Below are 21,016 nucleotides of genomic sequence, written 5' to 3'. Positions count from 1 at the left end.
CAGAAGGCGCGCGGAGCTCGGCCATGAGCACCGTGTGGGGCACCCGCGACGTGGAGGCCGCGGCCCAGCGGGGCGCGACGCTGCGGCTCGGCCCGGGCGACGTCCTCACGCCGCTCGCCCGCGACCGGGCCCGGGAGCTCGGCGTCACCATCGCGTCCGCGGACGCCGCCGACCGGCCGGCCGCACCACCCCCGCCGTCGTCCGGGACCACCGACCGCACCCCGCCGGGCAGCACGTCCGCGACGACCCCGGCCACCCGCCGCCCCGGCCGCGGTCACCCGAGACCCTCCCCGGCGACGCCGCCGGTGCCGGCCCTCCCCACCGGCACCGGCGGTCCGGTCCGCAGCATGCACCCGCCGTCGGGAGCGCTCTTCCGGCGCGGTGCGCCGCTCCCGTCCGGGCTCGCCAGCCCGGCCCCGCACGGTGGCGGCGCGACGGGCCGCGTCGTCGTCGTCGGCGCCGGCCACGTCGGGATGATCGCCGCGATGCGGCTGGCCGACGCCGACGTGTTCGACGAGCTGGTTCTGGTCGACGTCGACGAGGGCCGCGCCGCCGGGATCGCGCTGGACCTGCAGCACACCGCGGCCCTGGCCGACTTCGCCACCCGGGTCCGGGGAGTGGCGACCGTCGCGGAGGCCGGACCAGCCGACTACGTCGTGATCACCGCCGGGCGGCCACGCCGACCGGGGATGAGCCGCGCCGACCTGGTCAGCACCAACGCCGAGATCGTCGGCGGCCTCGCCCGCAGCGTGGCCGCGACCTCGCCGCACGCCGTCGTCGTCGTGGTCACCAACCCGCTCGACGAGATGACCCAGCACGCCTGGGTGTGCTCCGGGTTCCCGTCCGGCCGGGTCGTCGGGATGGCCGGGGTGCTCGACACCGCCCGGTTCCAGGCGTTGGTGGCCCTCGAGGGGACCGGTCGGGCCGGCGCGGTGGAGGCGATCGCGCTGGGCAGCCACGGCGAGGAGATGGTCATCCCGCTGTCCCGGGCCCGGGCCGGGGGCCGCGCGCTCGCCGGGCAGGTCCCGGCCGAGCGGCTATCGGCGGTCGTGGACCGGGCCCGCGGGTCCGGCGCGGAGGTCGTCGGCCTGCTGCGCAGCGGCAGCGCCTTCCTGGCGCCCGGGACGTCGGCGGCCCGCATGGTGCTCGCCATGGTCCGCGAGACCGGAGAGGTGATGTCCGCCGCCGTGCTCGCCGACGGCACCTACGGCATCTCCGACGTCTACCTCGGCCTGCCGGTCCGGCTCGGACGGCACGGGCTGCGCGAGATCGTCGCACTCGACCTGTCCGCCGCCGAGCTCACCGCGTTGCGCGAGGCGGGGGAGCGGATCCGGAAGCGGGTCGGGTCGATGGCGCGGGCGTCCTGAGGGGAGGAGGGGCCGTGAGGGCCGTCGTGCACGCCGGGAACGGGCGCGTGCGGGTCGACGAGGTCGCCGACCCGCGGCTGTGCGCGCCCACCGACGCGATCGTCCGGGTGCGCCGGGCGGCCGTGTGCGGCACGGATCTGCACGTGCTCGCCCACCACGAGGCACTGCCCCGCGGCTTCGTCCTCGGCCACGAGTTCGCCGGTGAGGTGGTCGAGCGCGGCGACGCGGTCCACGGCCACGAGCTGGGCGACGTGGTCCTCGCCGCGGACTACACGGCCTGCGGACGCTGCTGGTGGTGCCGGCGCGGGGACCACTGGCAGTGCGCCGAGCGGCGGTTCTTCGGCACCGGGTCGCTCTTCGGGGCACCCCTGGCCGGCGCGCAGGCCGAGCTGGTGCGCGTGCCGTTCGCGGACACCACGCTGGTGGGGCTCCCGGACGGGGTCGACCTGGACGCCGCCGTCCTGCTCGGCGACACCGTCGCCACCGGCTACGCCGCGGTGCGCCGCGCGGGCCTCGAGCCGGGGGAGACCGTCGCGGTGCTCGGCGGGGGGCCGGTCGGGCAGGTCACGAGCCTCGTCGCGCAGGCGTGCGGGGCCGGCGTCGTCGTCGTGGTCGAACCGGTGGCCGGCCGGCGGGAGGTCGCCGCCCGCGAGGGCGCGCTGCCGGCCGCGCCGGAGGACGCGCGCGGGGTGGTCGACGGGGTCACCGACGGGCGCGGCGCGGACGTCGTCGTCGACGCGGTCGGGGGCGACCGCGGCCTCGCCCTCGCGCTCGACCTGGTGCGGCGGCGGGGCCGGGTCGCGGCGGTGGGGGTCCCGGAGGACACCGTGGAGCTGCCGGCGGCGAGGGCCTTCACCGAGGAGCTCGGGGTCTCCTTCGCCGTCGGCGACGTCATGCGCGACGCCGAGCCGCTGCTCGCGCTCGTGCGGGCCGGGACGCTCGACCCGGCGGCGGTCGTGAGCGATCGGATCTCGCTCGACGAGGTGCCGGAAGCGTATCGGTCGATGAGCGAGCGGCTTACGCTCAAGCCGCTGATCCGGCTGTAACGGAACGGACCGGAGGTGGGTTCATGGAGCCGGTCGGCGTCGAGACGCAGCAACCGGGCCCGGCGGCCGTGCCGATCCCCGCGCCGCGGACGGGGTGCCCCGTGCAGCATCTGCTGACGACGGTTCCCGACGACCCGGCGAGCGCGCTGGAGGACGTCGAGCGCGCCGCCGCCGAGATCGTGGGCGGCCCGGTCTGGGTCACCCTGGACCACGCCCCGACGGGGGTCCGGACGGTGCACAGCGGCCCGGTCGCGCTGTCGTGGTCGATCGAGTGCCCCCGCGTGACGCCCGAGCAGCGGCTCCGGCTCGAGCAGGCGTGCGTCTGGCTGCGGCTGGTGGTCGAGCGCGACCAGGCTGCGACCCACCTCGACGACGCGGCCGCGGAGACCGCGATCGTCACCGACGTGGTCGAGGCACTGCTCTCGGTGCACGACGTCGACCAGCTCCTGCTCTCCATCGCCGACCGCACCCTGGGCCTGCTCGACGCCGACATCTGCGGGGTGCTGCTGCGCGAGGGCGACGAGGTCCGGATGCGGTCGTGCGTCGGCCACCGCGTGATCGACACCGCGCGGCTGCGGATGCGGCGCGGGCAGGGCGTCGCAGGGCTGGTGTTCGAGACCGGGAGGCCCGCCAAGGTCGACCGCTACGTCGAGGACCGCACCATCAGCCGCGACTTCGTCGGGCTCGCCGAGCGGGAGCAGACCGAGTCCGCGCTCGCGGTGCCCCTCGAGCTGCCCGGCGAGTTCCTCGGGGTGCTCGAGGTGTGGCGGCGCCGGCCGTCGGTGTTCTCCGAGCAGGACGTGCGCCGGATGGTCACCCTGGCGAACTTCGCGACGATCGCCCTGCGCAGCGCCCGGCTCCACGACGAGCAGGTCCGCGCCAACGCCGACCTGGAGTCCGCGCACGCCGCCCTCGAGCACCAGGTCAGCGTGCTCGGGCGCACCGCCGAGCTGCAGCAGGCGCTGCTCACGACGGTGCTCGACGGCGGCGGTCTCCCGGCGGTGGCGCGGCACGTGGCCGGGCACCTGCGCTGCCAGGTCGGCATCTACGACGCGGCCGGGACCCGGCTCGCCGGGCACGGCGGGGACGGGCTCCCGGACACGCTGCCGCCGCGGTCACGGCCCGCGCGCACCGTGCGCCGGGCCGGCCTCCCGGCCGAGGCCCGCATCCAGCCCGTCCACGCCGACGGCGACGAGATCGGGTGCGTGTGCCTCCTGCCCGCCGAGGGCGCCGACGGCTCCGGGGAGGAGATGCTCGACGCGGTCGCGGGCCAGGTCGCCATGGCGTGCTCGCTGACGCTGCTGCGCGAGCGGGCGGCCAGCCGGGCCCGCCGTGAGGCCCTCAACGAGGTGCTCTGGGATCTCCTGCAGGGCCCGCCCGAGCACCGCGCCGCGGCCCGGGCCCGGGCGCAGCAGATGGGGGTCGCCCTCGGGTCCCGGCTGCGGGTGCTCTACGGGCGTCTGGAGAACGTCGAGGACCTCGCCGACGCCCACGGGTGGGACACCTCGCGGACCGACCGGCTCCGCCGGGACGTCGTCCGCGGGCTGCGCGACCGCGAGGACGGGCCGCGCCTCGCGCTGGTCGGGCTGCGCGGCGACCTCGTCGTGGCCGTCGCCGAGTCCCTGGACGCGGCCGCGGCGAAGTCACTGGTGCACGACATCGTCGCCTCGACGCGGGGGGAGGCCCCCGGGCTGCGCTCGTCGTGGGGGGTGAGCCGGCCGCACGACGACGCCGAGGGTCTCCCGAGCGCCTTCAACGAGGCCAGGACGGCGCTGTCGGCCTCCCAGCGCCTCGGCGGCGACAACGTCTTCCTCTACGAGGAGCTCGGCGTCGTGCGGCTGCTGCTCGGGTCGGGCTCCGACCCCGACCTCCAGACCTTCATCGAGGACGTCACCGGGCCCCTGGTCGCCTACGACCGGGACAACGACGGTGCCCTGGTCCGGACCCTGCGGGCCTTCTTCGACGCCGACTGCTCGCAGCGTGCCGCCGCCGAGAAGCTGTTCGTGCACCACAAGACGCTGCGCTACCGCCTCGAGCGGATCAAGCAGCTCACCGGGCTGGACCTCTCCCGCCACGATGACCGGATGCGGGCCGACGTCGCGCTGCGGTTGCTGCAGCTGAACGGGGAGTAGCTCGGGTCAGCGGAAGCGGGAGACGGCCGCGTCGACGATGCCCTCGGTGTCGCCGGCCGGCCGGGGGATGACGTGCGAGGCGTACAGCTCCCCGACGGCGGCCGCGGCGACCGTGCCGGCGTCGACGGCGGCGGTCACGGCCCCGACGTCGCCGCGGACGAGCACCGACACCTGGCCGTTGCGCAGCGTCCGGTACCCCTCGATCTCGACCGCGGCCGCCTTGACCATCGCGTCCGCCGCCTCGAGGGCACCGACGAGTCCGCGCGTCTCGATCATCCCGAGGGCGCTCCCCCGTCCCGGCTGCGTCATGGACCGAGCGTCGCACCCGGCCGGCCGGGGGACCACGACCCCGACGGACAACGTGGGGCCGTGGGGTTGTCCCCGCGGCGGGGATCTCCGTCGGGGCTCTCGTTGTCGCTGTCGGACCCGACGTGTATCAAGGCGGCATGGTCATGCTGATCGACGGCGACCGTGCGACGGGGGTCCGGTGAGCGTCTCGGTCGAGCAGGGCATCGACATGGTCATCCACGGTCGGCGGCTGCGGCGCGACCGGGCGCTGATCATGGCGATCGTCAACCGCACCCCGGACTCGTTCTACGACAACGGCGCCACCTGGCGGCCCGAGGCCGCCGAGGCCGCGGTCGAACGCGCGGTCGAGGCGGGCGCCGACGTCGTGGACCTCGGGGGAGTGCCGGCCAGTCCCGGGCCGGTGGTCTCCGTCGAGGAGGAGATCGACCGGGTGCGGCCCACCCTCGTGTGGGCGCGGGAGCGCTTCCCCGACCTCACGCTCTCCATCGACACCTACCGCGCCGAGGTCGCCGAGGCGCTGCTGGCGGCCGGCGGCGATCTGGTCAACGACAGCTGGGCCGGCTGGGACGAGGAGATCCTCCCCGTGACGGCCCGTCACGGCGCCGGCTACGTCTGCGCCCACACCGGTGGGCTCACGCCGCGCACCGACCCCGTCCGGCCGCGCTACACCGACGTCATGGGTGACGTCGTCGAGGTCACCACCGCCCTGGCCCGCCGCGCGGCCGAGGCCGGGGTGCCGGCCGAGGGCATCCTGCTCGACCCGACGATCGACTTCGGGAAGAACACCCCGCAGAGCCTCGAGGTGCTCCGCGAGATGCCGCGGCTCGTCGCGACGGGCTGGCCGGTGCTGCTCGCGATGTCGAACAAGGGCGTGGTGGGGGAGACCCTCGACGTCCCGCTCGAGGGCCGCCTGACCGGCACGCTCGCGGCCACGGCGCTGGCCGCGGCTCAGGGCGTCGCGATGGTGCGGGCCCACCAGGTCGAGGAGACGCGGCAGACCGTCGAGATGGTCGCGAGCGTCCTGGGCCACCGACCGCCGTCGCGCGCCGAGCGGTGGATGGACTGATGCACCAGGTCTGGCCGCTGCCGGCCCGACCGATCGACGAGGACGCGCTCGAGGAGCTGTACCGCTACCCGGTGGAGGACGTTGACGGCTCGCGCTGGGTCGCGGTCAACTTCGTCAGCTCCCTCGACGGCGGCATCGAGGTCGACGGCCGCAGCGCCGGGCTCTCGACGCCGGCCGACCGCCGCGTCTTCGCCCTGGGCCACGACCTCGCCGACGTCGTCCTCCTCGGCTCCGGCACCGCCCTCGCCGAGGACTACCCCGGGCTGCGGCCCGACGCCCGCTCCGCCGAGCGGCGCCGCCGCCACGGCCTTTCCGAGGCGCCCCCGCTCGCCGTCGTGACCTCCGGGACGCTGCCCGCCGACGCCACCAGCCTCGTCGACGTCCTCGTGCCCTCGATCGTCGTCACCAGCACCGCCGCGTCGGCGGAGGCGCAGGAGGCGTGGCGGGCGGCGGGGGCGCGGGTGCTGCTCGCGGGGGACGCCGCGGTGGACCTCCCGACGGCGCTCGCCCGCCTCGCCGAGGACGGCTTCCGGCGGATCGACTGCGAGGGCGGCCCCGGCCTCGTCGGGACCCTGCTGCACGACGACCTCGTCGACGAGGTGCGCCTGTCGATCGCGCCGCTGGCGGTGGCCGGGAAGGCCGGACGGGTCGCCTCGAGCGTGGAGCCGCTGGAGGCCCCCCGCGGCTTCGAGGTCGCGTCCCTGCTCGTCGACGAGGACGGGACGCTGCTGGTCCGCTACGTGAGGGCCGGGTTGCGCCGGTAGGGCTCGACCTCGCCCGCCCGCAGCGGGAGGGGCACCCCGGCGACGACGGCCTCGAGGTCGAAGACCACGCGCCGCCCCGTCGCGCCGTCGTCGCCGGGGCCGGTGGTCCACTCGACCCGGGCGCTGCCGGACAGGTGCAGGGCGCGGCCGGCCGCGAAGTCGACGAAGAGCAGGGCGGCGGCCGGGTCGACCGCCAGGTTGCCGAAGCTGTTGAACATGTTGTTGCCGGGATAGTCGGGCCACCAGAGCCGGTGCTCGTCCACCACCCGCACGAAGCCGGCCGGGCCGCCGCGGTGGGACGCGTCGTTGCCGCCGTCGGGGTGGGTGGTGCCGAGCAGCAGGGTGTCGGCGCCGGCGATGAGCGCGGCGTCGTCGGGGGTGAGGGCGGCGGTGCGCACCACTGGACCCGACGTGCGGGCCGTCGTCCCGGGCGCCAGGACGCGCTGCTGGATGTACTGCGGGCAGTTGCCGTACGCCTGCTCCACCGCGATCGTCAGGCCGTCCGGCCCGGCCGCGGTGAGCGTCCCGTTGATCCGGGCACGGCGCCGGCGGGCGAACTCGATGGCGAGCAGTCCGGCCGGTTGGTCGGCGGGCAGGCCGTGCAGCGGGTCGCCCGCGGCGGGCTGCGTGCCGATCCGCAGCGTGGTCGCGCTCGTCGGCCGGAGGAAGCCCGGCGTACCGGTCACGGGCGAGATCCACAGTCGGCCGTCGGTGTCGCGGGCGGCGAGGCCGGCGAAGGTGCGCTCGGCGAGGAACTGCCCGAGGCCGGAGCGCAGGTCGGGCTCGTCGAGCATCCCCGCGAGCCGGTCGGCCTCGGCACGCGTGCCCGCCCGCTGCTGCACCGCCCGCTCCCCGGCGTGGAACCCGCGCTCCATGGCCCCTCCTCGTCTAACGGCTGAGCTTTGGTGCTCGCATTAGGTGACAGTCCTCCTCCGGCGTGGCAAAGTCAAACGGGCAGTGGAGCGCCTAGGCATTAGATCCAGGAGGTGCGGGTGACGACGGAGGCGGTCGAGCTCGGCGGCGAGCCGTGGCCCGTCGAGCTGATGAACACCGTGTGGGCGGACCGCCAGGGGGTGCACGACACGCTCGACGACCCCGAGCAGGCCCGGGCGTGGTTCGGCGGTGCCGCTCGCGGGCTCGGCCGGCCGGACGGGACCGTCGACGACGAGGCGCTGCGCCGGCTCCGGGCGCTGCGGGACGCGCTGCGGTGCCTGGCGGCCGAGGCGACCGCCGACGACCGCCCGACCTGGACCTCACCCGTCACCGATGCGGACCAGGCGGTCGCCGTCGTGAACGACGCGGCGTCCGCCGCCCCGACGTGGTCGGCGCTGGAGCGCGACGAGGGCGGGGCGCTCGTGCGGGTGACCCGGTCGCATGGATCGGCGGCCCTCGCCGTCGTCGCCGCGGTGGCGGAGCAGGCGGTCGACCTGCTCGCCGGGTCGGCGGACCTGCGGGCGTGCCGGGCGCCGGGCTGCGTCCTGTACTTCGTGCGGCAGCACGCGCGCCGCGAATGGTGCTCGGCCGGCTGCGGGAACCGGGCCCGGGTGGCGCGGCACTACCGCCGCCACCACGGGGGTCAGTTCGAGTAGATCCGCGTGGGCGTGACGAGGACCGCGGCGCGGCGGTCGCGGGCCATCACGGCGTCGAACTCGTCCCAGTCGTCGTGGGTGCCGCCGGCCGACGTGAAGATGTCGCGGAGCAGGCCCGGGATCCGGTCCTCGGCGACGCCCGGCAGCGGGTCGTCCGGCCCGACGATCTCGACGGTGCCCTCGACCGTCGCCCAGCGCCACCCCGAGCGGGCGGTGACCGCGGTCCAGGGGCGGCGGCGCAGGTTCCCGAGCTTCGCGGGCCCGTAGGTCACGAAGGCGAAGACCTGCTCGCCCGTGACGGGGTGCGGGATCAGGCCGCCGTTGACGACCGAGGACTGGATCGTCCCGTCGGCGCGGGCCGTGGCCACGACGACGAGGCCCTGCTCGCCCGCGCACAGCGCGAACACGTCGGAGAGCTCCATGACCGCGAGTCTGCCTCCTCGAGGGGTCGCGCCGGCCCGGCCCCGGGTGGCGCGGCAGCGGACGGATCCGTGGCCGCGCGACCGAGTCGCGGCGACTCGGTCGCTCCGGAGGCCTTCGCAGTCGACCCATGCCGGGTCGCGGTCCTCCGGCTCAGACCTCGAGGCCCGGGTGGTAGTCGTTGGCGACCTTCTCGGCCGCCAGGAACGCCGCGAGCTCGCCGGCCTCGTCGGCCTCGACACCCACCTCGACACCCACCTCCATACCCACCTCGACCTCGGCCGCCGGGGACAGCGGGGGAGTCGGCGAACCGGTCATCACGTGCCCTCTCGTCGGGAGTCGGACCAGTGAAGCGGACGAACAGCCCCGCGGGCGAGGGTCACCTGACCGAACCTCAGTGCCCGAGCGTCTTCACCCCGACGACGAGCAGCGCCAGCACGACCAGCGCGAGGATGAGCAGCAGGCCCTTCCACCACGGCAGGCCCGCCCGGCGGACCGCCAGCAGGGCGATCAGCCCCATGGACGCGACCAGCACCCAGATGCCGAGCCACGTCGCGAGCACGACCGACAGGAGCCCGAGACCGGCCGCGACGAGCAGGAGCAGCGGGATGACCCCGGCCTCGAGGATCTGGGCGGTCGCGCGCAGGTGGAGCCGGGCCGAGCGGCCGTCGTCACCGGTTCATCGTGTGGTGGGCGTAGGAGGTGCGAGGACCTCAGTGATACGGCTTGTGGGGGATGGCCGCGTCGTTGAGCTGCTGCTCCACGTCCACCCAGATCGCCCCGTCCTCGATCTTGCAGGCGTAGACGGGGATCGGGTCGACGGCCGGGACACCGGTGGGCACGCCGGTGTGGAGGTCGAACCGGGAGTTGTGCGCGGGGCAGATGAGGCTGTCGTCCTCCTGCAGGTAGCCCTCGTTGAGCGGCTGCTGCTGGTGGGTGCACGTGTTGTGCACGGCCACCGCCTCGTCCTCGTACAGCCGGACGACGCAGATCGGCTCGCCCATGTCGACGAGCATCATGTCGCCTTCCTCGAGCTGGTCGAGGTCCGCCACTGCTTCCCAGGCCATCGCCGCTTCCTCTCAGGTTGACTTCCGCCGGCCCCGTGGCTGGCTCCCCCGGACCTCGACCCATCCGTTGCGGACGCGGGCCGGCAGGACGGGCTGTGGGTGGTGGGCGGGCCCGCGGACGATCGAGCCGTCGCGCACGTCGAAGGCCGAGAAGTGCAGCGGGCAGACGATCGCGCAGCCCTGGACCTCGCCCCGGTGCAGCAGCGCGCCGGCGTGGCTGCAGACGTCGTCGAGGGCGTGCACCTCGCCCTCGCGGCGGAACAGCAGCACCTTGCGCCCCTCGACCTCGCAGCCGACCGGCGTGCCCTCGGGCAGGTCGCCGTCCTCGACCGCGCGCACCCAGCGGGTGGGTCCGGTCGTCGTCGCGACCCGGTTGACCATGACGGCGCGGCCCTGGACCAGGTGCCCGCCGACGAAGCCCGCCGCGGCGGTGACGGCGAGGCTCCCCGCGCCCAGCGTCCGCGCCGTCCCGCGACGCCCCGCGAGCCGGGCGGCGAGCGACGCGCCCTGCAGCGCCATGGCGGCGCCGTTGAGCAGGCCGTGGAAGAGCCCGACGCGGCGGTCCTCGCCGTCGCTGACGTTCCAGTCGGCGACGCCGGTGGCCGCCGTGGCGGCGGCGGCCACGAGACCGGCCGCGCTGAGCGTGGCGGCGGGGCCGACCCGGCGGCCGTCGTCGCCCCCGTCCTGCCCGGCGAGGTCGAGCACGAAGGTGCTCGACCACAGCCCGATCGGGAGGTCGGACAGGGCCGGGTGCAGCGAGTGCCCGACCCAGCGGCCGCCGTGCATCAGCTCGAGGACGAGATTGTCACGGTAGCGGTCGTAGACGGGCTCGACGGCCGCCGTCACGCGGTCGTTGAGGTCCTGCAGCCAGGACCACCGCTGCACGGCCTCGAACGCGTCCCGGTGCCAGGTCGTCGCCACGCGAGCGGCGCGTGACGCCGGCGAGGCGTCCTCAACGGTGCCCGTCATGGAGCTGACGATCTCACCTCGGTTGTGATCGCCGCCATAGTCGACGCGGTATTCGCGGGCGCCGCTACGCCTCCCGGCGGAGCCCGTGACCCCCACCGAGGGAGGGGCAGCAGCGCCTGCGGGGCGGCCCCCGAGCACGCGTTAGGGTTTCCGTCCGGTAGCGCGCTTCACCCGGACGGCGCCCGGGCCGTGATCGGGCAGAGGAGGTGCCGTGGATCGGACGCCCGACGAGTCTGCGCCCCTCTCCGTCCTCGTCGTCGAGGACGACGACGCGGACGCCCTGCTCGTCGCGGAGCACTTCGCCGACGCCGAGGCCCTCAGCGGGCTGACGATCGCGCTGAAGCGGGTCAGGACCGTCGCGGAGGTGACCGCGCACGCGGTCGACGCGGTCGATTGCGTCCTGCTCGATCTCGCACTCCCGGACGCCCACGGCCTCGACGCGCTGCAGCGGGTCCTGGCCGCCGGCCACGGCGCCGCGGTCGTCGTCCTGACCGGCCGGCACGACGAGGCCCTGGGGATCCGGGCGGTGGGTGCCGGCGCCCAGGACTACCTGCTCAAGGACGCCGTCGACGGCGCCTCGCTGACCCGCGCGCTGCGCTACGCCGTCGAGCGCGTCCGCGGCGAGCGGGTCCGCCGCCAGCTCTGGGACGCCGAGGCCCGCGCCGAGGAGAACGTCCGCCTCGAGCGGGGCCTCCTCCCGACGCCGCTGCTGACCAACCCCGACATCCACGTCGCCGTGCGCTACGAGCCCGGCGGGGCCCGGCGGCTGCTCGGCGGCGACTTCTACGACACGATCGAGGGCGCCGACGGCACCCTGCACGTGGTGATCGGCGACGTCTGCGGCCACGGTCCCGACGAGGCCGCGCTCGGGGTGAACCTGCGCATCGCCTGGCGCGCCATGGTCCTGTCCGGCGCCGATGACGCCTCGCTGCTGCCGACCCTGAGCCGCCTGCTCGTCCACGAGCGCGACCGCACCGGCGTCTTCGCGACGCTGGCCCTCCTGACGATCGACCCCGACCTGCGCCGCGCCCGGCTGCGCCTGGCCGGTCATCCGCCGCCGCTCCTGCTGCCGCCCGACGGCCCGGCCCGCCCGCTGCCGGTCGACCGGCTCGGCCGCCCGATCGGCGTCGTGCTCGACGACCGCTGGGAGGTCCTCGACGTCGGCCTCCCCCCGTGCTGGGCGCTGCTGCTCTACACCGACGGGCTCGTCGAGGGCCGCCCCTACGACGGCGCACCACCGGACGGGGCCTCGTGGGACGGCGTGGACGGGTCGGTGCTCGACACGGAGGGACTGCTGCGGGTGCTCGACGACTGCGCCGCACAGGACCGGGAGGAGAACGACGTGGCCGTCCCCGGCCCCGACGACACGGCACCGACGCCCTGGTACGTCGACCCCGACCGGCTCCTGGACTGCGTCCTGCAGCGCGTCGGCGAGCTGACCGAGGAGCGCGCCGACGACGTGGCCGCCGTCCTCCTGGTCTCGCGCCGGTGAGCGGCGCCGAGCCGGAGGTCGTCGACCGGCGGTCCCTGCGACGGCTGCTCGTGATGGCGGGGGCCGTGGGAGCGGTCGTCCTCGTCCTGGCCGCGGTGCTCGCCGGACTCGCGATGACGAACCTCGACCGCGATCGCACCGTGCTGCTCGACCGGCTCGACCCGGCGGCCCTCGCCGCCTCCCGGCTCGAGGCCGCGCTGCTCGACCAGGAGACGGGGATCCGGGGGTACGCCCTGGCCGGGCTGCCCGCCTTCCTCGACCCCTACCGGCAGGGACGCGCCGACGAGGCCCAGCAGGTGGCCGGGGTCCGCGGGGCCCTCGTCTCCCCGCAGACCCGGGCGGACCTGGACGCGGTCGAGGCCGCCTCCGCCGACTGGCACCGCAGCTACGCCGACCCGGTCGCCGCGGCCACGGCGGCGCGGGCCCCGCTGCCTTCGCCCGAGGTCGGCAAGGCCGGCTTCGACCGCGTCCGCGCCGCCGCCGACACGCTCGTGGACCACCTGTCCACCGAGCGGGACGCGGCGCGGGCCGCCGTCGACTCGGCGGCCACCACCGTCCGGCTCGTCGGCATCGGAGTGCTCGTCCTGCTCGCGGTCGGGCTCGTGGCCCTGCTGACCTGGCTGGCCCGCGTGGTGGTCCGGCCCACCGAGCGCCTGGCCGCCGAGGTCCGCGAGGTCGCCGCGGGCGACGTCGACCGCCACGTCGGCACGCGGGGACCGCGGGAGATCAACGCGCTGGGCCGTGACGTCGAGGCGATGCGGCAGGCGCTCGTCGCCGAGATGGCCCACATCGAGGCCGCGCGCCACGAGCTCGAGGAGGCGGGGCGCGAGCTGGAGCGCTCGAACTCCGACCTCGAGCAGTTCGCCTACGTCGCCTCGCACGACCTGCAGGAGCCGCTGCGCAAGGTCGCGAGCTTCTGCCAGCTCCTGCAGCGCCGCTACGCCGGCCAGCTCGACGAGCGTGCCGACCAGTACATCGAGTTCGCGGTGGACGGCGCCAAGCGCATGCAGGTGCTGATCAACGACCTCCTCGCGTTCTCCCGGGTGGGCCGCGGCGACGGCAACGCCGAGGTCCTCGACGCGGGCGCCGTCCTCGACCGGGCCGTGGAGAACCTGGCCGGCGCCCTCGAGGAGTCCGGCGGGGAGATCACCCACGGCCCCCTGCCGCGCGTGCGGGCCGAGCCGGCGCTGCTCGCCACGGTCTTCCAGAACCTGCTCGGGAACGCGCTCAAGTTCCGGGGCGACGACCCGCCGCGCGTGCACGTCACCGCCGAGCGCGACGGCGGGCGCTGGCTGCTGCGGTTCGCCGACAACGGCCTCGGGATCGAGTCCGAGTACGCCGACCGGATCTTCACCATCTTCCAGCGGCTCCACCCGAAGTCGGCCTACCCCGGGACCGGGATCGGGCTGGCCATGTGCCGCAAGATCGTCGAGCACCACGGCGGGTCGATCTGGCTCGAGGACTCGGCGCCGCCCGGCAGCACGTTCGTCGTCGCGCTGCCGGTCCTCGACGAGCCCGACCCCACGCCCGACACCGCGGTGCCGAGCGCGTCCGACCACCAGGAGGAAGCCCGTGTCTGACCCCGCCGCCGAGATCGACGTCCTGCTCGTCGAGGACGACGAGGGCGACGTCCTCATGACCAAGGAGGCGTTCGAGCACCACAAGCTGCGCAACCAGCTGCACGTCGTCCCCGACGGCGTCGAGGCGATCTCGTTCCTGCGGCGCGAGGGGGAGCACGCCGGCGCCCCCCGCCCCGGGCTCATCCTGCTCGACCTCAACCTGCCCCGGAAGGACGGCCGGCAGGTCCTCGAGGAGATCAAGTCCGACGAGTCGCTGCGCTCGATCCCGGTCGTCGTGCTGACGACGTCGCAGGCCGAGGAGGACATCCTGCGCAGCTACAACCTCCACGCGAACGCCTACGTCGCGAAGCCGGTCGACTTCGAGCGCTTCATCGACGTCATCCGGCAGATCGACGACTTCTTCGTCACGGTGGTCAAGTTGCCCCGCTGAGCCCGGGTCTAGGGTCTCCCGGCGTGGTCCCCGAGGATTGGCACGAGTTCTTCGTCGCCACCGCGACCGTCGCCGGCGCGCTGATCGGGCTGCTGTTCGTCGCGATCTCGGTGCGCCCCGGGGCCGCGTCGCGCACGGCGCACATCACCGTGCGGCTGCGTTCGGTCACCGCGCTCTCGGCGTTCCTCAACACGCTCTTCCTCTCGCTGCTGGCCCTGCGGCCGCGGGCCGAGCTCGGGAGCGTGTCGATCGCGCTCGGGGCGGCCGGGCTGGCCTCGATGGTCGTCATGCTCGTGCTGCTCGCGGGTCAGGGCCGCGACCGGCCGGGGCGTCTCGCCCAGGGCGTGGTGCTCGTGCTCGGGCAGGGCGTCCTCTACGGCGCGCAGCTCTGGGACGGGCTCCGCCTGCTCGCCCGGCCGGCCGACGTGGCCGTGGTCGACAACCTCGCGATCATCGTCATCGTCCTGTTCGCGCTCGGCCTCGCGCGGGCCTGGGAGTTCGTCGGCGCCGACAACCCCTCGCTGCTCGGCGCCATCGCCCGCGTCGCGGGCGGCGGGAGGACCGACCACGGGGAGCGGTCCGGGGACGGCGGGGCCGACCGGCCCGCCTCCTGAGGGCGCCCGACCGGCCCGCCTCCTGAGGGCGCCGGCTCAGGCCAGCAGCGGCGCGAGCTCGGCGGCGTGCTTCTCGAGGATCTCGACGAGGTCCGCGCCCGCCGCGGCGACCCGCGCGGCCGCCCCGGTGAGGACGAGCGCCGCGACCAGCCGGCCGTCGTCGGGTGCGCGCACCGGGACGGCCAGGCAGCCGTAGTCGGCGCGGAACTCCCCGCACTGCCGCGCGATGCCCCGCTCGGCCACCTCCGCGAGCCGCAGCCGCAGCTCGCCCCGGTCGACCACGGTGGCCGGGGTCAGCCGGGCCAGGGTCCCCTGCGGCAGGTGCTCCTCGTGCTCGGCGAGCAGCAGCCGGCCGACGGCCGTGGCGTGCGGGTGGCGGGTGAGCTCCTCCGGGTCGGCGGGCGGGTGGTCGGGGTCCGGGTCGAGGAAGACGATGCGGTGCCCGACGTAACCGGCCAGGTGAGCGCCCCAGCGCACCCGCCCGCGCAGGCCCTCCATGACGGTGCGGGCCGCGGTCGGGATCGCGAGCGGGGCCGGGGCGAGGTTCGCCGCCCGGCGCCCGAGCGCGAAGCCGCGCAGGTCGGGGAGCCGGACGAGGTACTCCTCGGCCACGAGCAGGTTGAGCAGGCGGTAGGTCGTGGCCGGCGGGATGCGCAGGTCGGTCGAGATCTCCTTGGCGGTGACGCCGACGCCGGCCGCCGCGACCGCCTCGAGCACGGCGAGCGCGCTGCGGACCGCCTGCGGCTGGCGGCCGCCGATCGCGCCGTCGGCGGGGCTCACCGCGCCGCGCCGGTGTGCACGTCGGCCGTCGTCGTCTCGTCGTACACGCCCATCCCGGCCAGCGCCGACGGGCGGGCGCGACGCAGGGCGAGCCACCCCGCGAGCCCGGCGAGCAGCAGGGCGCCGACGACGACGGCGAGCACCGCCCCGCCGTCGACGACCAGCGCCACCACCACGACGGCGGCGAGCGCGGGCACGGCGACCGCGGCCACCACCACGATCCCGCGGGTCAGCTCGCCGATCCGCGCGAGGAAGCGCGGCGCGGCCAGGCACACCAGCAGGTAGGCGGCGAGGAAGCCCACCGCGGCGACGGCCAGCAGGCCGCCGAGCAGGGTCTGCGGCGGCACCCCGACCAGGGTCCCGACGACGGGTGCCGCGGCGAGCACGGGCACGGCCGCCGCCACCGCGACCGCGGGGGTCTGGTGACGACGGTGGGTCCGCCCGAGCAGCGCCGGCGCCACCCCCTCCCGCGCGAGCGAGAAGAGCACCCGCACCAGGGTGTTCAGGGCCGCCAGCGTGCACGCCGAGAACGACGCGATGATCCCCGCGTCGAGCAGCAGCGGCGCCCAGATCCCGGTGACCGCCCCGGTGCCGCCCAGCGTCCCGGCGACGGTCAGCGCGGGCAGCACGCCCGGTGCGGCCAGGTTCACCAGCGCCGCGGCGAGGTAGAGCAGCGCGGCACCGCCGGCGGTCGTGGCGACCGCCCGCGGCACCGTCGCGAAGGGCCGGCGGGCCTCGACGCCGAGCGCGGTCGCGCTGTCGAAGCCGATGAAGGCCGCGACCGCGGGCAGCACCCCGGCCGCCACGCCCCCGACCCCGCCGGAGGGCGGCAGCGGCGGCCCGGGCCCGGGTCCGTGGGCGGTGGCCAGCGCGAGCACCACGAGCACCGTGAGGATCAGCGTGATCGAGAAGCCCTCGATCACCAGCATCACCCGGCCGGTCAGCCGGACCCCGCGGACCGCGCACCACGCGATCGCGACGGCCAGCACGACGATCACGGCGATGCCGATCGGGGTCGTCTCGCCCGCGGCCGACGGCCACAGCCGCTCCACCAGTGCCCGCGCGTACCAGGAGGCGCCGACGAGCGCCGCCGCGACCAGGAGCGCGTAGCCGACCACCACCGACACCGCGCAGGCGAACGCGCCGCCGGGGCCGAGCCCCTTGGCGGTGAAGCTGTAGAGCCCGCCCGCGGCGGCCATCCGCCGGGCGAACACCGCGATGCACGCGCAGACCAGCCCGACCAGCACGGCGGCGACGGCGAAGGACCACGGCGCGTCGCGCCCGGCGTCGGCGGCGACGAGCAGGGGAGTGGCGGCGACCGCGCCGGCCGGGGCCGTCGTCGCCACCGACTGCGCGAGCACCCCGAACGGGCCGAGGGTGCGGCGCCGCAGACCCGCCACCGGCGAGCGCGCGCGCAGCACCGGCACGCCCCTCACCGGTGACCTCCGTCGCTGCGCACCGCCGTACCGTAGAGCGTGCGGGCACCCCGACGGAATGTCTTCTCCGCGGGCGACCGAGCCGAACGGGAATCGATCTCCCGGCGTTTCTCGTTCGACCACGGATTCCCCGCCCCGATTCTCCGTTCCGGGAACGACCCGCCGACGGGACCGCTTTCCGCGAGAACGGGTGGAGATCCGGCTCCCGCGACCGGGAACGGTCCCTTGACCGGGCGGGAATGGCGCCGCGACGGTGAGCCGCGTCATCCACCGCCCTTTCCGGGAGCCCCCATGACCCTCGCCTCCGACACCGGAGCACCGCCCCGGACGCTGTCCGGGAAACTCGGCGCCGGTTCCATCGTGTTCATGGTCGTCGCCGCGGCCGCGCCCCTGACCGTCATCGCCGGGGCGGTGCCGCTCGGGATCGGCGCCGGCAACGGCGCGGCGTTCCCCGCGATGTTCGTGCTCTGCGCGGTGGTGCTGCTGTTCTTCGCGGTCGGGTTCTGCGCGATGAGCCCGCACGTGCCCGACGCCGGGGCGTTCTTCACCTACATCCGCCACGGGCTCGGCCGCCCGCTCGGGCTCGGGGCGGCGTTCCTCGCGCTCGCCACCTACGCCGCGGTGCAGGCCGCCGTGTACGGCTACGTCGGCGCCGCGATCGACGAGCTCGTCACCGGCTTCGGCGGCCCGAGCCTGCCGTGGTGGGTCTGGACCGGGATCCTCATGGCTCTCGTCGCCGTGCTCGGCTACCGGCACATCGAGCTCTCCAGCCGGGTGCTCGGGGTGCTGCTGTGCGCCGAGATCGCGATCGTGCTCGTCCTCGACGCGGTGGTGACCGTCCGCGGGGGCGCGCAGGGCCTCTCCACGGCGTTCCTCTCGCCCGGCCGGATCACCTCGGGCGCGGTCGGGATCGCGGTGATGTTCGCCGTCGCGAGCTTCATCGGCTTCGAGGCCACCGCGGTGTTCCGCGACGAGGCCCGCGACCCGCAGCGCACCATCCCGCGCGCCACCTACCTCGCGCTGGGCATCGTCGGCGTCTTCTACGCGATCTCCACCTGGGCGGTGGTCTCCGCGTGGGGCGACGACGCCGCAGTCACCGAGGCGGCCGCGAACCCCGGGACGATGCTGCTGACGACCGTGGAGACCTGGCTCGGGCCGGTCGCCGGGCACGTCGTCAGCGTCCTGCTCGTGACCAGCATCTTCGCGGCGATCCTGTCCTTCCACAACGTCGCCGCCCGGTACTGGTACGCCCTGGGCGGGCACCGCGCGGTGCCGGCCCGCCTCGCCGCCACCCACCCGCGGCACGGCTCGCCCCACGCCGCCTCGCTGGCGCAGACCGCGCTCTCGTTCGTGATCATCGCGGTCTGCGTGCTCGCCGGGCTGGACCCGGTGGCGCAGGTCTTCGCCTGGGCCGCGGGCACCGCGACGCTCGGCGTGCTGGTGCTGCTCGTGCTGACCTGCCTCGCCGTCATCGTGTTCTTCGCCCGCAGCGGCCTCGACCGGCGTGTCTGGCACACCCGCGTCGCCCCCGCGCTGGGCTTCCTCGGCCTCGCCGTCTGCCTCGTCCTGACCGTCGCGAACTTCCCGACCCTCATCGGCGGCTCCACCGCGCTCGCGCTCGGCATCGGCGGGCTGCTCGCCGTCGTCACCGCGGTCGGGATCGTGCTGGCCGTCGTCCGCCGCGACCACGCCCCCGCCGGGCCCGGCGCGGGGGAGGGCCTCGCCGCCGCACCCGCCGCCACGACCACCCCCGCCTGAGAGGACACCGACCATGACCGCCACGGCCCCCGTCGGGACCACCGTCACCCACCCGCTCGCCCTGCCCACCGCCGCCGAGCTCGACGCCGTCCGCGAGGTGCTCGTCGAGGCGGGCCTGCTCACCGAGCGGGTGCGCTACTGCTTCGCCGACCTCGAGGAGCCGGAGAAGGCCGCCGTCCTCGCCCACCGCGACGGCGACCCCGTCGAGCGCCGCTTCCGCGCGGTGCTGCTGGACCTGGACAGCGGCCGGAGCTGGGACACCGTCGTCTCCGCGACCCGCCGCGAGGTGGTCTCGGCCCGTGAGCTCGACCCGCCTCGCGACGGCCAGCCGCCCATCATCGACAGCGAGTTCGAGCCGATGGAGGACATCCTCAACGCCGACCGCCGCTGGACCGACGCGCTCGCTGCCCGCGGCATCGACCCGGCGACGGTGCGCGCCGTCCCGCTCTCGGCCGGGGTGTACGACTACCCCGAGGAGGTCGGCCGGCGCATGGCCCGCGCGTTCGGGTTCCGGCAGGACGGCCCCGACGACCACCCGTGGGCCCACCCGATCGACGGGCTCGTCGCCTACGTCGACCTCACCGCCCGCACGGTGGACCGGGTGATCGACAGCGGCGAGGTGGCCGTGCCCGACGTGTCCGGCAACTTCCAGGACCCCGCGGTGCAGGGCCCGCCGCTGGACTCGCTGCGGCCCATCGAGATCACCCAGCCCGAGGGGCGCAGCTTCACCGTCGAGGGCAACCACGTCCGCTGGGGCAAGTGGGACCTGCGCTACGGGTTCAACGAGCGCGAGGGGCTGACCCTGCACCAGGTCGCGTTCGACGGCCGCCCGATCGTCTACCGGGCGAGCGTCGCCGAGATGGTCGTGCCCTACGCCGACCCCGCCCCGGTGCGGTTCTGGCAGAACTACTTCGACTGCGGCGAGTACATGTTCGCGCGGTACGCCGATTCGCTGCGCCTGGGCTGCGACTGCCTCGGCGACATCCACTACACCGACGCCGTGGTCGCCGACGACGACGGCCGTCCGCGCACCATCACGAATGCGATCTGCATGCACGAGGAGGACTACGGTGTGCTCTGGAAGCACACCGACCTGTTCTTCACGCAGGCCTCGGAAGTGCGTCGCCAGCGCCGTCTGGTGATCTCGTTCTTCGTGCCGATCGGGAACTACGACTACGGTTTCTACTGGTACCTCTACCTCGACGGGACGATCGAGCTCGAGGTCAAGGCGACCGGCCTGGTCTTCGCCTCGGCGACGCCGGGGCAGTACGCGAGCGAGGTCGCGCCCGGGCTCGGTGCCCCGTACCACCAGCACCTGTTCTGCGCCCGGCTCGACATGACCGTCGACGGGGTCCGCAACGCCGTCGACGAGGTCGAGGCCGAGCGGGTGCCGATGGGACCCGACAACCCCCAGGGCAACGCGTTCCGACGGAAGGTCACCCGACTGACCAGCGAGCAGAGCGCGAAGCGGCGCAACGACGGTTCGGTGGTGCGGACCTGGCACATCGTCAACCCGGAGAGCACCAACGCCCTCGGGCGCCCGGTGGGCTACGCGCTGCACCCGGAGAACAAGGCCACGCTGCTGGCCGACGAGCGGTCCTCGATCCACGCCCGGGCCGGGTTCGCCACGCAGAACCTCTGGGTCACGCCCTACCGGCCCGACGAGCGCTACCCCGCGGGCGACTTCGTGAACCAGAACCCCGGCGGCGCCGGCCTCCCGGCCTGGACGCAGGCCGACCGACCGGTCGACGGCGAGGACATCGTCGTCTGGCACACCTTCGGCACCACGCACTTCCCGCGCCCGGAGGACTGGCCGGTCATGCCCGTCGAGTACACCGGCTTCACCCTCAAGCCGGTCGGGTTCTTCGACGCCAACCCGGCGCTCGACGTCCCGCCGAGCCGGTCGGGGCACTGCCACGGGTGACCCCCCGATGGTAGCGCCCCGACCGCGTCGGAAAAGGTGTCACACGACGCGCACCCCGGACGTCGAGCGGTACCCGGGAGTCCTTCCCCCGATCCCGGGTACCGCCGCGGGTCGGTGACGCCCGCGGGGCGCCCCGGGGTGCGCGTCCCGGCTGACCGGTGGGTGTCCGGACGGTGGCCGACACGTTAACGTGTCGCTCCCGTCCCGATGTGCGTGCGAGCCACGCGGTCCACGAATCGGCCGCCCTCGTCGGATGTCCGATCGCGCCGGGGG

Annotated in this window: 21 protein-coding genes; 12 read left to right on the top strand and 9 right to left on the bottom strand. The window is 75.3% G+C overall.

The features are described 5' to 3' along the window. The first annotated feature begins 23 nt into the window (after positions 1 to 23). The 3 genes from HH311_RS14410 to HH311_RS14400 all read left to right on the top strand — a co-directional run bounded on the left by HH311_RS14410 (position 24) and on the right by HH311_RS14400 (position 4,545). A complete protein-coding gene (locus tag HH311_RS14410) occupies positions 24 to 1,367 on the top strand; it encodes a malate dehydrogenase (RefSeq protein ID WP_169184362.1) in 1,344 nt (447 codons plus the stop codon). A 14-nt stretch (positions 1,368 to 1,381) separates the two neighbouring features. Next, positions 1,382 to 2,413 (top strand): alcohol dehydrogenase catalytic domain-containing protein, encoded by a 1,032-nt coding sequence (locus HH311_RS14405; protein WP_169184361.1) that lies wholly within the window; start codon positions 1,382 to 1,384, stop codon positions 2,411 to 2,413. Positions 2,414 to 2,514: 101 nt separating this feature from the next. After that, a complete protein-coding gene (locus HH311_RS14400) occupies positions 2,515 to 4,545 on the top strand; it encodes a helix-turn-helix domain-containing protein (protein ID WP_312030150.1) in 2,031 nt (676 codons plus the stop codon). 6 nt (positions 4,546 to 4,551) lie between these two features. Here HH311_RS14400 and HH311_RS14395 read toward each other — a convergent pair whose 3' ends face one another. After that, positions 4,552 to 4,854: a BMC domain-containing protein gene (locus HH311_RS14395; protein WP_169184359.1), complete on the bottom strand. Its 303-nt coding sequence runs from the start codon at positions 4,852 to 4,854 to the stop codon at positions 4,552 to 4,554. Between the two features lie 208 nt (positions 4,855 to 5,062). Here HH311_RS14395 and folP point away from each other — a divergent pair, with 208 nt between their 5' ends. Further along, positions 5,063 to 5,920, top strand: coding sequence for a dihydropteroate synthase (folP, locus tag HH311_RS14390; protein WP_169184503.1), 858 nt, complete (start codon positions 5,063 to 5,065; stop codon positions 5,918 to 5,920). Beyond that, a complete protein-coding gene (locus tag HH311_RS14385; protein ID WP_211190257.1) occupies positions 5,920 to 6,684 on the top strand; it encodes a pyrimidine reductase family protein in 765 nt (254 codons plus the stop codon). Before folP ends, HH311_RS14385 begins: the two co-directional genes overlap by 1 nt. Here the strand turns inward: HH311_RS14385 and HH311_RS14380 are convergent. Next, positions 6,657 to 7,559, bottom strand: a complete 903-nt coding sequence (locus HH311_RS14380; protein WP_169184358.1) for a pyridoxamine 5'-phosphate oxidase family protein — start codon at positions 7,557 to 7,559, stop codon at positions 6,657 to 6,659. The two genes, HH311_RS14385 and HH311_RS14380, sit on opposite strands and share 28 nt — an antisense overlap. 117 nt (positions 7,560 to 7,676) lie before the next feature. On the opposite strand from HH311_RS14380, the gene HH311_RS14375 reads away from it, so the two are divergent. Then, positions 7,677 to 8,273, top strand: coding sequence for a CGNR zinc finger domain-containing protein (locus tag HH311_RS14375; RefSeq protein ID WP_312030149.1), 597 nt, complete (start codon positions 7,677 to 7,679; stop codon positions 8,271 to 8,273). Here the strand turns inward: HH311_RS14375 and HH311_RS14370 are convergent. The 5 genes from HH311_RS14370 to HH311_RS14350 all read right to left on the bottom strand — a co-directional run bounded on the left by HH311_RS14370 (position 8,261) and on the right by HH311_RS14350 (position 10,729). Then, positions 8,261 to 8,695, bottom strand: a complete 435-nt coding sequence (locus tag HH311_RS14370) for a TIGR03618 family F420-dependent PPOX class oxidoreductase (protein WP_169184357.1) — start codon at positions 8,693 to 8,695, stop codon at positions 8,261 to 8,263. The genes HH311_RS14375 and HH311_RS14370 overlap by 13 nt on opposite strands. 151 nt (positions 8,696 to 8,846) lie before the next feature. Further along, positions 8,847 to 9,011 carry a hypothetical protein gene (locus tag HH311_RS14365; RefSeq protein WP_169184356.1) on the bottom strand — a complete coding sequence of 55 codons (165 nt, stop codon included), beginning with the start codon at positions 9,009 to 9,011 and terminating at the stop codon, positions 8,847 to 8,849. Positions 9,012 to 9,087: 76 nt separating this feature from the next. Continuing rightward, positions 9,088 to 9,255: a hypothetical protein gene (locus tag HH311_RS14360; protein WP_169184355.1), complete on the bottom strand. Its 168-nt coding sequence runs from the start codon at positions 9,253 to 9,255 to the stop codon at positions 9,088 to 9,090. A gap of 151 nt (positions 9,256 to 9,406) precedes the next feature. Beyond that, positions 9,407 to 9,760, bottom strand: coding sequence for a Rieske 2Fe-2S domain-containing protein (locus tag HH311_RS14355; protein WP_169184354.1), 354 nt, complete (start codon positions 9,758 to 9,760; stop codon positions 9,407 to 9,409). 12 nt (positions 9,761 to 9,772) lie between these two features. Then, a complete protein-coding gene (locus tag HH311_RS14350; RefSeq protein WP_169184353.1) occupies positions 9,773 to 10,729 on the bottom strand; it encodes a non-heme iron oxygenase ferredoxin subunit in 957 nt (318 codons plus the stop codon). 211 nt (positions 10,730 to 10,940) lie between these two features. Between HH311_RS14350 and HH311_RS33320 the strand changes: the two genes are divergently transcribed. The 4 genes from HH311_RS33320 to HH311_RS14330 are packed head-to-tail and all read left to right on the top strand — an operon-like array spanning position 10,941 to position 14,845. Continuing rightward, the gene (locus HH311_RS33320; RefSeq protein WP_169184352.1) at positions 10,941 to 12,221 is read left to right on the top strand and encodes a SpoIIE family protein phosphatase; all 1,281 of its coding nucleotides are present in this window, start codon (positions 10,941 to 10,943) and stop codon (positions 12,219 to 12,221) included. Next, positions 12,218 to 13,801 carry an ATP-binding protein gene (locus HH311_RS14340; RefSeq protein WP_169184351.1) on the top strand — a complete coding sequence of 528 codons (1,584 nt, stop codon included), beginning with the start codon at positions 12,218 to 12,220 and terminating at the stop codon, positions 13,799 to 13,801. Before HH311_RS33320 ends, HH311_RS14340 begins: the two co-directional genes overlap by 4 nt. Next, positions 13,794 to 14,231, top strand: a complete 438-nt coding sequence (locus HH311_RS14335) for a response regulator (RefSeq protein WP_169184350.1) — start codon at positions 13,794 to 13,796, stop codon at positions 14,229 to 14,231. Before HH311_RS14340 ends, HH311_RS14335 begins: the two co-directional genes overlap by 8 nt. Positions 14,232 to 14,254: 23 nt before the next feature. Next, positions 14,255 to 14,845: a hypothetical protein gene (locus HH311_RS14330; RefSeq protein ID WP_169184349.1), complete on the top strand. Its 591-nt coding sequence runs from the start codon at positions 14,255 to 14,257 to the stop codon at positions 14,843 to 14,845. Between the two features lie 36 nt (positions 14,846 to 14,881). Here HH311_RS14330 and HH311_RS33315 read toward each other — a convergent pair whose 3' ends face one another. Both HH311_RS33315 and HH311_RS14320 read right to left on the bottom strand, forming a co-directional pair. Then, entirely contained in the window at positions 14,882 to 15,625 is a 744-nt protein-coding gene (locus HH311_RS33315; RefSeq protein WP_169184348.1) for an IclR family transcriptional regulator C-terminal domain-containing protein, read from the bottom strand. Then, positions 15,622 to 17,061: an APC family permease gene (locus tag HH311_RS14320; protein ID WP_312030148.1), complete on the bottom strand. Its 1,440-nt coding sequence runs from the start codon at positions 17,059 to 17,061 to the stop codon at positions 15,622 to 15,624. The genes HH311_RS33315 and HH311_RS14320 overlap by 4 nt, the downstream gene beginning before the upstream one ends. A 291-nt stretch (positions 17,062 to 17,352) precedes the next feature. Here HH311_RS14320 and HH311_RS14315 point away from each other — a divergent pair, with 291 nt between their 5' ends. Next, on the top strand, positions 17,353 to 18,819 hold the full coding sequence (locus tag HH311_RS14315) for an APC family permease (protein ID WP_169184346.1): 1,467 nt from the start codon (positions 17,353 to 17,355) through the stop codon (positions 18,817 to 18,819). Between the two features lie 13 nt (positions 18,820 to 18,832). Then, on the top strand, positions 18,833 to 20,743 hold the full coding sequence (locus tag HH311_RS14310) for a primary-amine oxidase (protein WP_169184345.1): 1,911 nt from the start codon (positions 18,833 to 18,835) through the stop codon (positions 20,741 to 20,743). Positions 20,744 to 21,016 lie beyond the last annotated feature (273 nt).

Origin of the sequence: Actinomycetospora sp. TBRC 11914, assembly GCF_012933465.1 — a bacterium.
In the GTDB taxonomy this organism is placed as follows: domain Bacteria; phylum Actinomycetota; class Actinomycetes; order Mycobacteriales; family Pseudonocardiaceae; genus Actinomycetospora.
Note: the sequence above shows the minus strand (reverse complement) of the source record. Positions and strands in the feature narration are given on the sequence as shown.